This is a genomic window from Bradyrhizobium sp. USDA 4532, from assembly GCF_024171315.1.
GTDB lineage: Bacteria > Pseudomonadota > Alphaproteobacteria > Rhizobiales > Xanthobacteraceae > Bradyrhizobium > Bradyrhizobium australafricanum.
The window spans coordinates 2329180-2342139 of sequence record NZ_JALJZN010000001.1; the positions used below are offsets into that span (position 1 = coordinate 2329180).

A 12960-nucleotide genomic window follows, 5' to 3' on the forward strand; every position below is an offset into this window, starting at 1 on the left:
CTACCGGTCGTCGTCGTGGATCGACGACGGGTGCCGGCACAGCGGCGTGACCTGGATCTCCATGAACGGAAACAGCGGCAGGCTGGACAGGATGTCGTGCAATTCCTGCGCGCCGGACACGTCGAAGATGCTGACATTGGCGTAGCGCCCCGCCACCCGCCACAGATGGCGCCAGGCCCCGGTACGCTGCAGCTCCATGGCACGGACGCGTTCAGCCGCCTTCAGCGCGTCGACCTTCTCGACCGGGAGATCGTGCGGAATCCGCACATCCATTTCGACGTGGAACAGCATGACAAGTGAACCCCTTCTGCGACAAGATGGAACAGCGTGGAGCCGCCACGCAACTTGTGGCAGCTCCATTGATCCGTCTAACAAATCGTCAGCCCTGCACCAGACCGCGGCTGACGAGGTTGATGTCGTCGGGGTTGACGAGGTCCTTCGCCGTCCAACCGGAGACGTCGTAGTCGCTCATGCAATTGCGGACGAAATCCTGCATGGCGCCGAGGTCGCCGGTGGCGCTCGCGGCCATCAGCGTCTCGACGCGCAGGTTCTCGTAATTGCCCGCATAGTTGCGCTCGTAGAGCTCATGCCGGCCGCCGAACTCGGAGCCGACCGCGTCCCAGAGCAGCTTCAGCAGCTTGATCCGGTCGATCGCGGCATAGCCGTTGGAGCCGCGCACGAAGCGGTCGAGATAGGGCCGGATCGCCTCGCTCTCCAGATCGGCCGAGCTCGACGGCAGATAGATCAGGCCGCTCGCCACATGACGCTCGATCAATTCCTTGATCCGCGGATAGGCCATCGGTGCGAACACGCGATAGGCCAGCCCGTAGTTCAGATTCGGCAGATTGTAGCCGTCGGTCCCCTGCCAGGCGATCGGCGACTTCACCATGGCGTCCGCAATGCCGTGGAACAGATTGCGCCAGGCGATCACCTCGCCCACTGCCGTCTGCACGCCGCGAAAATCCTTCGACCCGGTCGCCTCGACAGCCATCGAGAACAGGCCGGCGATGAAGTCGAGCTTGACGGCAAGCCGCGTCACGCCGTGCAGCGTGAACCGCGGGATGAAACCCGAGGCCGGGAAGAACTGGTTGATCTTGTCGACATCGCCATAGATGAAGACGTTCTCCCAGGGCACCAGCACCTTGTCGAACACGAGGATCGAGTCGTTCTCGTCGAAGCGGCTGGACAGCGGATAGTCGAACGGCGAGCCGGTCGCCGCCGCCGTGAATTCGTAGGACGAGCGGGCAATCAGCTTGATGCCCTTGGCATCCATCGGCGCCGTGAAGATCAGCGCGAATGACTTATCCTTGATCGGAATACCGTAGTGGGCGATGAAGTTGTAGTGCGTCAGCGCCGAGCCGGTCGCGACCACCTTCGCGCCCGAAACGATCAGGCCGGCGTCTGTCTCCTTCTCGACATGCATGAAGACGTCGCGCACCTCCTCGATGGCGCGGTCGCGATCGATCGGCGGATTGACGATGGCATGATTCCAGAAGTCCAGACGCTCCTGGGTCCGGGCATACCACTTCTTCGCATTGCCGGCGTAATCGCCATAGAAGCTTGAATTCGCCCCCAGCGTGCCGAGGAACGACGCCTTGTAGTCCGGCGAGCGGCCCATCCAGCCGAACGCAACCTTCTGCAATTCGGCAATCGCATCGCGGCCCTTGACGAGGTCGTCGGCCGTCTTCGAGCCGAGGAAGAACGGATGGGTCAGCTGTCCCGAGCCGGTGTCGGTCAGGACGCCGATCTGATCCTTCTTCTCATGGAAACGGTCGTACCAGCGCGCCACCATCCGCGCCGAATTGCGGAAGGCTGGATGCTGGGTGACGTTCTTGACGCGCTCGCCGTAGATGTAGATTTCGCGGCCGTCCTGGATGCTGTCCAGGAATTCCGTGCCGGTATAAACGCTGGTGGTCGACGCAGGCACGTCGGCCCGCAGGGCTGCTGCAGTAGTCATGGGCTTCTCCTCCGCTTGTGTCGTTGGACCGGCGGCGTTGCCACACCGGCCTTAAGACCATCTCGTCACGCTCTTGGACGGCGTGACATCGGAGGAAACGCTACGCGCTCACCCGAAGCGGGCGAAAGGTATCACACCATACCGCGCTGACCGGCCCGGCTCGGGCTATGACTCGATGGCACGGACCGGATGGCAACAATCGTTCGGCCGGCGCAACGCCGCAGCTAATGCAGCACGGCAAGGGAGCGAACCATGGGCAGGGGTTTTGACAGCAGCGCTGTCGCTTTCCATCGCGATGGGGAATTGGCCCTCGACGCCTGCGTCGTGACCATCGGCGCATTTGACGGCGTCCACCGCGGCCATCAGGAACTGCTGCGGCAGACCATCGCGGCAGCGCGGCGCCGCGGCATTGCAGCCGTGGTCTACACCTTCGATCCGCCGCCAAAAGTGTATTTCGGCCAGGCCGAGCCGCTGATTTCGCTTCGCGAAAAGCTCGAGCGCATCGCAACATTCGCGCCCGACCACGTCGTCGTCGCCGATTTCAACCAGATCTACGTCCGGCGCACCGCGCTCGATTTCCTCGCCGAATTGCAGCCTCTGCGACCACGCCAAGTCATCGTCGGCGAGGATTTCCGCTTCGGGTCCTGCAAGGGCGGCAGCGCGCTGCTGCTGCGGCAGCACTTCAACACCCGCATCCTTCCGCCGGTGCGCTGCGGCAATGGCGAGATCGTCTCCAGCAGCCGGATTCGCGCCTTGCGACGATCCGGCCTTGCCGCCGCCGCAGCGACGCTGGAAAACTGGCGAGATATCGTGACCGCGCCACCGGCCAACCGATCCGGTTTGGCCCAACTCGAGGTCGCAAGCCAATGACCGCCATCGATCCGCGAGAGTTGCGCAACGCCTGTGGCCAGTTCGGCACCGGCGTCACCATCATCACCACGCATTGCCAGGGCCGCGATCACGGCATGACGGCCAACGCCTTCATGTCGGTCTCGCTCGATCCGCCGCTGGTCGCGATCTCGATCGCGAAGAGCGCGAAGATGCTGTGCAACATTCAGAACACCGGCCGCTTTGCGGTCAGCATCCTCGCCGAGGGCATGGAGGATTTCGCCTGGCATTTCGCCGGCAAGCCAAGGCTCGACCTCTGCAACGTCTTCGAACGCCGCAACGACCTGCCTGTGATCGCCAACGCGGCGGCATACTTCGTGACCGATCTCGCCGATGAGATCGTCGCTGGAGACCACACGATCTTCCTCGGCCACGTCCGCGAGATGTCGCTGGAGCCCAGCAAGAAGCCGCTGCTGTTCTTCCGCGGCCGCTTCGGCGGCCTTGCCGATCCGCACCCCGCGCCCGCGACGCTGGAGAATGCCGCTTACGAATTTGTCTGGTGAGACCAGCAACCGATATTCCCGAAAAAACGGGGATGCAAGTTTGAGCAAACTGCAAGAAAAGGAGGAACGACCATGCTGAACGTCAACAAGGACACCATCACCGACCACGTGATCGCCGCGCTCTCCAAGGACATTCCGGATCGCAACCGGCAGATCATGACGAGCCTGATCCGCCACATGCACGACTTCTGCAAGGAGGTGGACCTGACCTTCGCCGAGTGGTTCGCCGCATGCGAATTCCTGCGCCGTGCCGGCGACATCTCGGACGAGAAGCGCAACGAGTTCATCCTGATCGCCGACATCCTCGGCGTCGAGGTGCTGGTCGACATGCTCGACCACCGGGTCACCGACGGCGAGAGCGAGTCGACCGTGCTCGGACCGTTCTACCGGGAAAACCCGCCGGTGCTGCCCAAGGGCGCCTCCATCATCAAGAAGACGTTCGACAACGCGCAGACCGTCAAGGTCTCAGGGCGCATCAGCGACACCGCGGGGCGGCCGATCGAGGGCGTCACGATCGACGTCTGGGAAGACGCGCCGAACGGCCTCTACGACCTGCAGGATCCGGAACAGCCGGCCTACAATCTGCGCGGACGCTTCACGACCGACGCCAACGGCGAGTATGCCCTCGTGGCGCTCCGCCCCGAGCCCTATCCGATCCCCTATGACGGCGCCGGCGGCGAGCTGCTGAAATATATGGGCCACCATCCCTGGCGTCCGGGCCACATCCACTTCATGCTTTCGAAGGACGGCTATCAATCGCTGATCTCGCAGATCTACGATTCCGAGACCAAGTATCTCGACAACGACTCGGTGTTCGCCGTGAAGCAGAGCCTGATCGGCAGGTTTGCCAAGGCCCCCGCCGGCGCCGACACCGATCTGGTTCTCAACTTCGACTTCAAGCTCAAGAAAGCCGCCGCCGAACGGCTCGTCGCGGCCGAGTAAGACCCCGTTACGTCCTGCCAGGCCCATCAGCCTGGCAGGGCTCACTCTGAACTGACCTGCGAGGACATATGAGTCGTGCCGTGATCGAAATCGCCGAGCCCGTGGAGCGCGTGCAGGCTCACGCAAAGGACACTGCGATCCGCAGCATCCGCGCGACCATCGTGGAGGCACCGACCCGCCGCCGGCACAAGCTCTCGAACACGGAAGTCACCCATCAGGGCTACGTGCTGGTGCGCGTCCTGCTCGATAACGGCGTGACGGGCATCGGCGAAGCCTCGACGCTCGGCGGGCCGCGCTGGGCCGAGGAGAGCGTGGAGTCGATCAAGGCCGCGGTCACGAATTATCTGGCGCCGGCGCTGCTTGGACAGCCTGCCCTCGCCTTCGAAGCCAATGCCTTGCGCATGAGCAAGGCCGCCACCCGCAATTTCGCCGCCAAGGGCGCCATCGAGTCCGCTCTGCTTGACGCCGCCGGCAAGACGCTGGGCCTGCCCGCCAGCGCGCTGCTCGGCGGCGCGGTGCGCGAACGCATGGAGGTGATCTGGGCGCTGGCGTCGGGCGACAGCGGCCAGGAGGTGGAAGAAGCGAAAGAGAAGCTGCGACGCCGCGAACACCGCCAGTTCAAGATCAAGTTCGGCTTCAACCGGCCGCAGGTCGATCTGAAGCGGCTGCAAGCGCTGCGCGCCGGCCTCGGCGACGAGGTGCGCCTGATCGTCGATGTCAACCAGGGCTGGACCGAGGCGGAATGCATCCGTTTCATGCCCGCGCTGGAGGAGCTGGATGTTGCCCTGATCGAACAACCGGTGTCGGCGCTGCAACTGGAAGCGATGGCGCGTGTCGCGGCCCGCACCTCGATTCCGCTGCTGGTGGACGAAGCGGCTTTCACCAAGGAGGAAATCGCGCGCGCGGGCGCGATGGGCTGCGGCAGCGTCTACTCGCTGAAGCTCGTCAAGAGCGGCGGCCTGTTCGAGATGAAGCGCGCCGCGGCGGTCGCCAGCGCGCACGGCCTCGAGCTCTATGGCGGCTGCCTGCTGGAGAGCAGCATCGGCGCGGCGGCTCATCTCGCCGCCTTCGCCACCCTGCCCAGGCTCGAATGGGGCACCGAACATTTCGGTCCGCGAATCCTGGTGGAGGATCTGGTCGTCAACCCGATCAGATTCGACGAGTTCGAGATCTGCGTCCCTGATGGCCCCGGTCTCGGCGTAGAGGTCGACGAGGACAAGATCCGCGCCTTCGCCCGGAAGGACTAGCCGGATGGCGTCGTTCCCGCGGACAATCGTTCCCGCGGACAATTGACAATCCACGGGCCCACGCCCAGTCTTCGCGTCGGAACCGTCGTCTCGATCGTGAGCACATGACCACGCGATATCGAACCCGGCAGGATTTTTCCGCCGCTTCCGCGGAAGCGCGCGAGCAAGCGTTCGGCTAGCCGTGCCCGATCGCGACGATGTCATGGATCTCAGGCGGCTGGTCTATTTCGTCGCCGTCGCCGAAGAACTGCATTTCGGCCGTGCCGCATCGCGGCTCGCGATCGCGCAGCCGCCGCTCAGCCGGCAGATTGCGCAACTCGAGAGCGATCTCGGCGTCATGCTGATCGACCGGAGCCGCAGCCAGATCCGGCTGACCCAGGCCGGCAGCGTTCTTCTGGAACGTGCGCGCGACGTGCTGGAGCGGCTCGACCGCACGCACCGCGAGATCAAGCGGATCGGCGAAGGCTTTTCCGGGCACCTGCGCGTCGCCTTCGTCGGATCGGCGACCTATGGCGTGCTGCCAAGCGTGATCCAGGCGTTTCGTTCGGCCTATCCTGACGTCGAGCTCGCGCTTTCGGCGATGAACAACGCCGAGCAGAAGCGCGCGGTGATCCAGCGCGAGATCGATATCGCCATCGCCCGCCCCTCGCTCGACGACGAGGAGCTGAAGTCCGAGCCGCTGCTGCAGGAGCCGCTGATCCTCGCGCTCTCTGACACTTCGCCCCTGCTCGAGCAAAAGGTCCCGCGGCTGGCGGCGCTGAAGGCCGAGACGTTCGTCCTCTACCCGCGCAAGCCGCGCCCGAGCTTCGCCGACCACATCCTCAATATCTGCCTCGAAGAAGGCTTCATTCCAAAATCGCAGGTGCTGGCCCAGGACTATCAGACCGCGATCAGCCTGGTGTCGGTCGGCGTCGGCATCGCGCTGGTGCCGAAATCGGTCTCGGAGGCAGAGCGACCCGGCGTCGCCTACCGCGCCTATGAGGGACACAATCCGGGCACTGCGCTGTCGCTGAACTACCGGCGCGACAACCGGATGCCGCATCTGTTCAATTTCCTGAAGGTCGCACAAGACGTCACGCGGCGTCAGCGCAAGCCATAACGATCGCCCTCAGGCCGCGACCGCCGCCGGCGTGCGATCGTCGACGCATGCGATCGCCTCGCGCAGCACATCGATGTCAGCCCCCGGCCGAACGCCGTTCTCCGCGAGGTGCCTGCGGAACGCACGCGCGCCCGGGACGCCATGGAAGGCGCCGACGAAATGCCGCGTGATCGAATGCAGTCGCGTGCCTTCGGCAAGCCGCCGCTCGATATAGGGCAGCATCGCCGCGAACACGTCCTTCATCGTCACGTGCGGCGCAGTCTCGCCGAACAGCTCGGAATCGACGGTGAGCAGCCGCCACGGCTCCTGATAGGCCGCCCGCCCCAGCATCACGCCATCGACATGCGCCAGATGCTGCTTCGCTTCGGCGAGGCTCGTGATGCCGCCGTTGATGATGATTGGCACATCCGGCAACGCCGCCTTGAGGCGATAGACCCGATCGTAGTCGAGCGGCGGGATGTCGCGGTTCTCCTTCGGCGACAATCCGTTGAGCCAGGCCTTGCGCGCGTGCACGACGAGCGCGGCCGCGCCCGCGGCAATCACGGCGCGCGCCAGCGTATCGAGCGCGACTTCCGGATCCTGGTCGTCGATGCCGATCCGGCATTTCACTGTGACTGGAATCCGCACCGCGCGCTTCATCGCCGCAACGCCTTCGGCGACCAGCGCGGGCTCGGCCATCAGGCAGGCGCCGAAGCGGCCATCCTTCACCCGATCGGAGGGACAGCCGACATTGAGATTGATCTCGTCGTAACCGAACTGCTCGCCGATCCCTGCGGCGGTCGCCAGATCGCGCGGGTCGGAACCGCCGAGCTGCAACGCCACCGGATGCTCGCTGGCATCGAAGCCGAGCAGCCGTGCCCGGTCGCCGTGGATAATGGCGCCGGTCGTCAGCATCTCCGTATAGAGCCGCGCCCGCCGCGACATCAGCCGATGGAAGACCCGGCAATGCCGGTCGGTCCAGTCCATCATGGGTGCCACAGAAAAGAGATAGTCTTGCGATTCCAATGATTTACCTTAAGCTCTCAATGGGATGTAACAAGAACGAGTACCCGCCAAATTTGCTGAATTTGCACACGTTTGTACCCGTTTTGACCTCTCGACGCACACGTATCGCACACCGTTTGGGAAAAGCACACGACCATGGCCACCTTCACTCAGTTGCCGTCAGGGAACTGGCGGGTCCAAGTTCGCCGCAAGAACCGTTATGTGGCAGAGACCTTTCGCCGCCGCAAGGACGGCGAGGAATGGGCGCTCGACGTGGAGCGCAATATTGATCGTAGCGGGTCACCCAAACCGCGCGCTGCCGTAAAAGCGAAGACCTTCGGCGACATCATTGATCTGCACATTCAAGACATGCGCGAGTCGGCCGCCCCCCTCGCCGATCCAAAGCGGCCGTACTGAAGGCGCTCAAGATTGCAAACAGCGCGCCCGCAATGCCGCCAGCCGCGGCGATAGCCCCGCCCTCCTCAAATATCTCGGGCTCATAATTCGAACAATCGCCAGGGCAGGTAGACCGGATAGCCGCTAATGGCGAACACGGCGCGCCAAGCCGCGCCTGAAATCCGAGCGCCGCCGCCGTCCATTGCGTCGCTCCCCATGTCGACGCGATGACGATGCCGAAGACAACGGTGATCTGACCGACGTAGATTTTTGCCGGAAACATTGTCCGCCCCACTCGACGCTCGCAACGAGCGCGGCTGAAAAGCGGGATGACGGCTCGCATTCAACCTGAATAAAAATCGCCGTCGGCAACGAGATCCGGCTCGATCAAACCCATCGAAGCAAGATCATTGTCGCGGCAGTCTCGGCGTGGGTGAGGAAGCTCCTCAATTGAAGGTGAATGGCATGATCAAACTGGATCACTGGTTCGGCCTTGCCCAGGATTGGTGATCGCGCATGCGCACACCGGCGAATGAACGAATCGAACGAGGGCCGCTTGTGCCTTCAACGTCGATGGTCGCATCGACCGTCAGCCTGAAAAAGGGCGCACGGTGACGAAAGCACTATCGCCGCGCGACGGGCTGCGCGATGGCAGCGATCTCGTACACGGATCAATTATACTACTATAATACCTCTGTTGTGGTTTGTCAAAGTTGACAAAGTTGCATTCGATACCGATATTGAAGGCGGAGTTCAGCTCATGTCCAAGGCACAGTCAAAGCCCTCCGGTACCGAGGATCTGTCCGTCCACGAGGACGGTGTGATGATGGTACTTAAGCAGAAACCCGCGGCCCTGAAGAGCCTCGCGCTTCCTGCCGACGCGCAGGTCGCCATCGTTTCCAAAAGCGTGACCGCACTGCAGAAGGTGCGTGAGCAGAACAAGCAACTAACGGGGCAAGCATTCCGGTTCTTCTCCGAGGCGGCGAAGAAAACCGCTGTCGTCAACAAGGACGCATTCGCGCCCAATGCCCGCGCGCTCGCCGTTCTCGAGGGCGTCCGCATTGCGCAGGAGGATCTTCGGCGATCCGGCGGTGCGTATGATCTGGACCAGGTCAGAACGCTCCTGCGGGGCATCTCCCGGCAGGCCGTCGACAAGCGCGTGCAGGAAGGCAGCCTCCTTGCGGTACCGGGTCCCAGCAACCACCGAAGCTTTCCGACGCTTCAGTTCAACGTCGACGGCACCGTCGTCGAAGGTCTCAAGTCCGTCCAGGAGGCGCTGCCGACCAACAACCCCTGGACGGTTCTGAACTTCCTCGCCCAGCCTGACGACCGGTTGGGTGGCCGCAAGCCGATCGACCTCCTGAGGGAAGGCAAGGTTGAACTTGTGGTCGAGGCCGCCCGGCGCATGGCTCAGCAAGGCGCGTGAGCGCTCCGCTGCCGCCGCACGATCTCGATCGTCGCCGTCCCCGCCAGGTCCGGCTGCGGGCGGGTACGGTCGTTCACCGGTTCTACACCGCCGGGTACGATCCAATCTTCTTCGATACATCGCGTCTCGGCCGGCTGAATGCGCCCGACGGGAGCTATGGCGTTCTCTATGCCGCCCGAGAGCCTTTTGGCGCCTTCGCGGAGACGTTCCTCCGCGTGCCGGGACGGACGCTGCTCGACCCCAGCCTGCTCCGTCGCAAGGCCTATGCTCGCCTCAAGATCACGGCAGATCTTTCGCTGGTCAGACTGGCCGGCCCCTCCCTCGCCATTCTCGGCGCGACCGCCGAACTGGTGCATGGCGGACTGCCTTACGACGTGCCGCAGGCCTGGTCGAAGGCGCTTTTCAGCCATCCGCTCAATCCCGATGGCATCGCCTATTACGCCCGCCACGACGACGAAGGTCTCTGCTATGCGCTGTTCGATCGCGCACTCAGCTCAGTCAGAGAAATCGATCGACAGACCAACCTCGATCAGGACTGGTTCTGGCGCCTTGCGCAGCGATACAGGGTCGGACTTGCACCCGGCTAGCCGCGTCGAAGTCGGAGAGGCTCTGGACTAGCGTCCGATGCCGCGCTTCATTCCGATCGACCAGGAAATGCCCTCTCCGCCGACGCTGCCGCTGACGAGTTGGCCACGCGCGCGCTCCAGAACCGGCCGCCAGGGCACCAGGACGAATTCGCGCGACTGCTCGATCAGCGCGTACCGTCCGCTACTGAGCGTGAGCATTCGCTTGTAGACGCCGCTGAGGCTGTCGCCGGCCCTGACGTTGCGATATTCGCGCCCCGTAAGCTTGCCCACACATGCAAACCGTCCGGTACCAATTCTGCAAGCCACGCCCGAAGCGCTGTCCGTACTGCTGACGCGCGCGCAGCCATTGGCGAGCGGCGCCGTTTTGGTCCCCTTTCCTCAATTCGCCAGGGGACTCCACCGCTTTGAGGACTATCTCGCCGAATTTCCGCTGCGCGCGCTCTCGAACGAGACGATTGACGGCTTGGGCTTCTACGGGCCCGAGAAATGGGTTCGGTCGCTGACCGGCAATTTGAAGCTCTTGCGCTGAAGATAACGCCCCGTCGTGAACCTGAGGACTGACCTCATCATGAGCATGGTCGTGTACCCTTACGCCATGGCGCCATCCCCGCTCAAGCATAGCTGCGAGGTGCTCTCGTTGGGATATTAAGACTTCCAGCCCTCGTGAGCCACGTTTCAAGCTCACCGGGAAGCCCTCGCGTGCGAGCGTCCGGCTACCTCAAGGGGAGCCGTGTGACATTAGAGCTTCTGGATTTCGGCTGGTGGTCGGCCGGCCCGCAGGCCTTCCCGAGCCGAAGCTGTCCTCATCACGGTGGAAAAGCTTTTGCGCTCGTCAGCCAGGCCTTCGGCCAACGGACGGTCGAGAGCTGACCGGGTAAGGCGCTTGGCAAAGGCCAGGCCTTCGGCACTTCGGCCCGATAGCTCAGCGCCGATCTCAAGGGAACGCGCGAGCGGATCGGCGACGACCTCATGCACAATTCCGATTTCGTGCGCGCGCTGTCCCGTCACTGTCAGGCCACGAAGGATCATCTCGAGCGCCCTGGCCTCTCCAACGATCCTGGGCAAACGCTGTGTACCGCCACCACCCGGAAAGATGCCGATGCGCGTTTCCGGAAGCCCAATCGCCGTAACACTGCTCCCGGCGATGCGCAGGTCGCAGGCCAGCGAAAGCTCGAAGCCTCCTCCCATGCACAGGCCATTGATAGCCGCAATGACCGGCTTGTCGACCGCTGCAATCGCATCCGTCAGCGCGTGGAAACCGGGTGGTCGAGGACCAGGCGACGGCGGGGCGCGAGGCGCTCCGCGCTCAATCGCGTCTGCGGCCTCAGAGAGTTCCCCAACGTCGTAGTGACGGATGAAGATGCCAGGTAGGCCCCCTGTAATGACAATGACCCGGATCGATAGGGCCATCCCTGCAGCGGCTACCGCATCGAACATCTCAGCCACCCCGACGGCCGTCATGGTGCCGAATGGGGCGTTAGCATAGGTGATGACACGGATCGCGTCGTGATCCTGGATGGAAACAAGGCGCATAGCCTACTCTCACTGCAACCGCTCGCCGGACAATCACGCGTTGGCGCTGCACCGCTCAGAATGCGCCCGGCTCCCGCACCGATCAAGCCTCGGCGCGCTAAGATTGCCATTGCAGCCGCGCGGTTCATTCTTAAAATCCTGCCTCTCCGGCATACGTTTCGGACGGGCCTGTACAGCGGAGTAGACGTTATGCCCAAACCGGAAAGCTTCCCAATCGAGAAGATCTACGTTCCCGTGAAAAGAAGGAAGGCAATCAAGCCTCAAGTCGTCGAGGAGATCGCTGGAAGCATTCTGGAAATCGGACAACAAACCCCCATTCTCGTCAGGCCCGACGAAGACCGCTTCGTTCTGGTCGAGGGACTACAGCGGCTCGAAGCTTGCAAGGCGCTTGGAGAGACGACGATTGTGGGAATCGTGGTCTCGGCGGAGGATGCTCAGCAAAGGACGCTCTTGTCCGAGGGACCCGAAGCAGATGCAGAACGCGACAAGATGGCGCGATTGAAAAAGCTGCGTCTTGAGAAGGAAGCTGCAGAAAGTTCGAGTGCTGCCTTGAACCGGACGGATAAGCAGCGAGCCCGCTCGGCAAGGGGCGCGGGCGAGAACCCGAGAACAACGCCAAGCCGGACCTCAGCGCCGACGCCGAAAAAGACGTTGTCAGATTGGATCGCCCAGCAGAAGCGCGACGGTGGCCGTTATTGATTGCCCGCCTTCGGTCCTGCATCCAACGTCATCTAGCTGGCGATGGATTTTTCTTGATCTCTCGCTGCTCAAGCGATCTTCTAAGTCACAGCAATACTTGAACTTTCGCCCCATCCATCCTGCGCTCGTTTGAGCCAGCTTAAGCCAAGAGAAATAACGTCGACACACCGGGTCCGGCTCGTCTGCGTCTGGATTATTCTTGCCAATCCACAAAACTTGTTAGCCGGTCGAGTGACCATCCACCCGGTCAGCGCCTTGCTTCAGCCGCCATTGCAGCAACGAAAAGGATGGATCGGACTCCGGGTGATGTTCGAAGACTCCTCCAACCTCAGTTCCGATGACCACGGTCTGGCGCGGATCGCCCAGCAGATTACCCACCATGCGCACGCCACCGGCGCGTGGTAGCTCGACGAGCAGCGCGAGATACGGGCCGTGCTGCTTTAGCGCCGGGTATGACGGATGCCACACGCGTTCCCAACTGTAGATGCGGCCGGTCGGCTCGACGTCCGTCCACCTAAGGTCAAAGGAATGACAATTGTGGCAAATCCATTCAGGCCCGAACTGCCAGGAACGGCAGCGGACGCAGCGTTGCACCAGCAGGCGGTTTTCCCGCAGGCCCATCCAATACGGCGCCGAAAGCCCATCTGGGTCACTGACCGGAATGGGCAACCCGGCAGGGAGATAGTGCGCACGTGAAGA

16 protein-coding genes and 1 pseudogene are annotated in these 12960 nt (G+C 63.0%); 10 read left to right on the top strand and 7 right to left on the bottom strand.

Features of this window, described 5'->3' with window-relative positions:
* Positions 1-291: a muconolactone Delta-isomerase gene (gene catC / locus J2R76_RS11285; RefSeq protein ID WP_026192617.1), complete on the bottom strand. Its 291-nt coding sequence runs from the start codon at positions 289-291 to the stop codon at positions 1-3.
* A gap of 88 nt (positions 292-379) precedes the next feature.
* Positions 380-1957, bottom strand: a complete 1578-nt coding sequence (locus J2R76_RS11290) for a 4-hydroxyphenylacetate 3-hydroxylase N-terminal domain-containing protein (RefSeq protein ID WP_076826432.1) — start codon at positions 1955-1957, stop codon at positions 380-382.
* Between the two features lie 252 nt (positions 1958-2209).
* On the opposite strand from J2R76_RS11290, the gene J2R76_RS11295 reads away from it, so the two are divergent.
* From J2R76_RS11295 to J2R76_RS11315, 5 genes are all read left to right on the top strand, one after another.
* Entirely contained in the window at positions 2210-2827 is a 618-nt protein-coding gene (locus tag J2R76_RS11295) for an FAD synthetase (protein ID WP_229191308.1), read from the top strand.
* Positions 2824-3348 (top strand): flavin reductase family protein, encoded by a 525-nt coding sequence (locus J2R76_RS11300; protein WP_076826430.1) that lies wholly within the window; start codon positions 2824-2826, stop codon positions 3346-3348. The genes J2R76_RS11295 and J2R76_RS11300 overlap by 4 nt, the downstream gene beginning before the upstream one ends.
* A gap of 72 nt (positions 3349-3420) precedes the next feature.
* Positions 3421-4290: an intradiol ring-cleavage dioxygenase gene (locus tag J2R76_RS11305; protein WP_076826429.1), complete on the top strand. Its 870-nt coding sequence runs from the start codon at positions 3421-3423 to the stop codon at positions 4288-4290.
* 68 nt (positions 4291-4358) lie between these two features.
* The gene (locus tag J2R76_RS11310) at positions 4359-5537 is read left to right on the top strand and encodes a muconate/chloromuconate family cycloisomerase (RefSeq protein ID WP_076826427.1); all 1179 of its coding nucleotides are present in this window, start codon (positions 4359-4361) and stop codon (positions 5535-5537) included.
* Between the two features lie 202 nt (positions 5538-5739).
* The gene (locus J2R76_RS11315) at positions 5740-6636 is read left to right on the top strand and encodes a LysR family transcriptional regulator (protein ID WP_076826426.1); all 897 of its coding nucleotides are present in this window, start codon (positions 5740-5742) and stop codon (positions 6634-6636) included.
* A gap of 9 nt (positions 6637-6645) precedes the next feature.
* On the opposite strand, the gene dusA is transcribed toward J2R76_RS11315, so the two are convergent.
* Positions 6646-7641, bottom strand: a complete 996-nt coding sequence (gene dusA / locus J2R76_RS11320; RefSeq protein ID WP_256520561.1) for a tRNA dihydrouridine(20/20a) synthase DusA — start codon at positions 7639-7641, stop codon at positions 6646-6648.
* A gap of 135 nt (positions 7642-7776) precedes the next feature.
* Here dusA and J2R76_RS11325 point away from each other — a divergent pair, with 135 nt between their 5' ends.
* Positions 7777-8037 (top strand): hypothetical protein, encoded by a 261-nt coding sequence (locus J2R76_RS11325; RefSeq protein ID WP_233475717.1) that lies wholly within the window; start codon positions 7777-7779, stop codon positions 8035-8037.
* 10 nt (positions 8038-8047) lie between these two features.
* Here J2R76_RS11325 and J2R76_RS11330 read toward each other — a convergent pair.
* A pseudogene (locus tag J2R76_RS11330) lies at positions 8048-8299 on the bottom strand (conjugal transfer protein TraG); the annotation flags it as partial.
* 477 nt (positions 8300-8776) lie between these two features.
* Here J2R76_RS11330 and J2R76_RS11335 point away from each other — a divergent pair.
* Both J2R76_RS11335 and J2R76_RS11340 read left to right on the top strand, forming a co-directional pair.
* Complete coding sequence (locus J2R76_RS11335) at positions 8777-9442, top strand: hypothetical protein (RefSeq protein WP_076826722.1); 666 nt, start codon at positions 8777-8779, stop codon at positions 9440-9442.
* A complete protein-coding gene (locus J2R76_RS11340; RefSeq protein WP_253623956.1) occupies positions 9439-10029 on the top strand; it encodes an RES family NAD+ phosphorylase in 591 nt (196 codons plus the stop codon). Before J2R76_RS11335 ends, J2R76_RS11340 begins: the two co-directional genes overlap by 4 nt.
* Before the next feature lie 27 nt (positions 10030-10056).
* Here the strand turns inward: J2R76_RS11340 and J2R76_RS11345 are convergent, their stop codons facing one another.
* Complete coding sequence (locus tag J2R76_RS11345; protein ID WP_244558751.1) at positions 10057-10299, bottom strand: DUF3363 domain-containing protein; 243 nt, start codon at positions 10297-10299, stop codon at positions 10057-10059.
* On the opposite strand from J2R76_RS11345, the gene J2R76_RS11350 reads away from it, so the two are divergent.
* Positions 10292-10558, top strand: a complete 267-nt coding sequence (locus tag J2R76_RS11350) for a DUF2000 family protein (RefSeq protein ID WP_244558750.1) — start codon at positions 10292-10294, stop codon at positions 10556-10558. The genes J2R76_RS11345 and J2R76_RS11350 overlap by 8 nt on opposite strands.
* A 209-nt stretch (positions 10559-10767) precedes the next feature.
* On the opposite strand, the gene J2R76_RS11355 is transcribed toward J2R76_RS11350, so the two are convergent.
* Positions 10768-11562 (bottom strand): enoyl-CoA hydratase/isomerase family protein, encoded by a 795-nt coding sequence (locus tag J2R76_RS11355; RefSeq protein WP_253623957.1) that lies wholly within the window; start codon positions 11560-11562, stop codon positions 10768-10770.
* 189 nt (positions 11563-11751) lie between these two features.
* Here J2R76_RS11355 and J2R76_RS11360 point away from each other — a divergent pair, with 189 nt between their 5' ends.
* Complete coding sequence (locus J2R76_RS11360) at positions 11752-12261, top strand: ParB N-terminal domain-containing protein (protein WP_141342327.1); 510 nt, start codon at positions 11752-11754, stop codon at positions 12259-12261.
* 219 nt (positions 12262-12480) lie between these two features.
* Here the strand turns inward: J2R76_RS11360 and J2R76_RS11365 are convergent, their stop codons facing one another.
* On the bottom strand, positions 12481-12882 hold the full coding sequence (locus J2R76_RS11365) for a Zn-ribbon domain-containing OB-fold protein (RefSeq protein ID WP_253587169.1): 402 nt from the start codon (positions 12880-12882) through the stop codon (positions 12481-12483).
* Positions 12883-12960: the final 78 nt, after the last annotated feature.

Excerpts from the sequence above, each read along its gene's own strand:
- J2R76_RS11325 (WP_233475717.1), top strand. The coding sequence starts at position 7,777 with ATGGCCACCTTCACTCAGTTGCCGTCAGGGAACTGGCGGGTCCAAGTT.
- J2R76_RS11315 (WP_076826426.1), top strand. The coding sequence starts at position 5,740 with ATGGATCTCAGGCGGCTGGTCTATTTCGTCGCCGTCGCCGAAGAACTG.
- J2R76_RS11300 (WP_076826430.1), top strand. The coding sequence starts at position 2,824 with ATGACCGCCATCGATCCGCGAGAGTTGCGCAACGCCTGTGGCCAGTTC.
- J2R76_RS11335 (WP_076826722.1), top strand. The coding sequence starts at position 8,777 with ATGTCCAAGGCACAGTCAAAGCCCTCCGGTACCGAGGATCTGTCCGTC.
- J2R76_RS11310 (WP_076826427.1), top strand. The coding sequence starts at position 4,359 with ATGAGTCGTGCCGTGATCGAAATCGCCGAGCCCGTGGAGCGCGTGCAG.
- J2R76_RS11295 (WP_229191308.1), top strand. The coding sequence starts at position 2,210 with ATGGGCAGGGGTTTTGACAGCAGCGCTGTCGCTTTCCATCGCGATGGG.
- J2R76_RS11365 (WP_253587169.1), bottom strand. The coding sequence starts at position 12,882 with ATGGGCCTGCGGGAAAACCGCCTGCTGGTGCAACGCTGCGTCCGCTGC.
- J2R76_RS11360 (WP_141342327.1), top strand. The coding sequence starts at position 11,752 with ATGCCCAAACCGGAAAGCTTCCCAATCGAGAAGATCTACGTTCCCGTG.
- J2R76_RS11355 (WP_253623957.1), bottom strand. The coding sequence starts at position 11,562 with ATGCGCCTTGTTTCCATCCAGGATCACGACGCGATCCGTGTCATCACC.
- J2R76_RS11305 (WP_076826429.1), top strand. The coding sequence starts at position 3,421 with ATGCTGAACGTCAACAAGGACACCATCACCGACCACGTGATCGCCGCG.
- J2R76_RS11290 (WP_076826432.1), bottom strand. The coding sequence starts at position 1,957 with ATGACTACTGCAGCAGCCCTGCGGGCCGACGTGCCTGCGTCGACCACC.
- catC (WP_026192617.1), bottom strand. The coding sequence starts at position 291 with ATGCTGTTCCACGTCGAAATGGATGTGCGGATTCCGCACGATCTCCCG.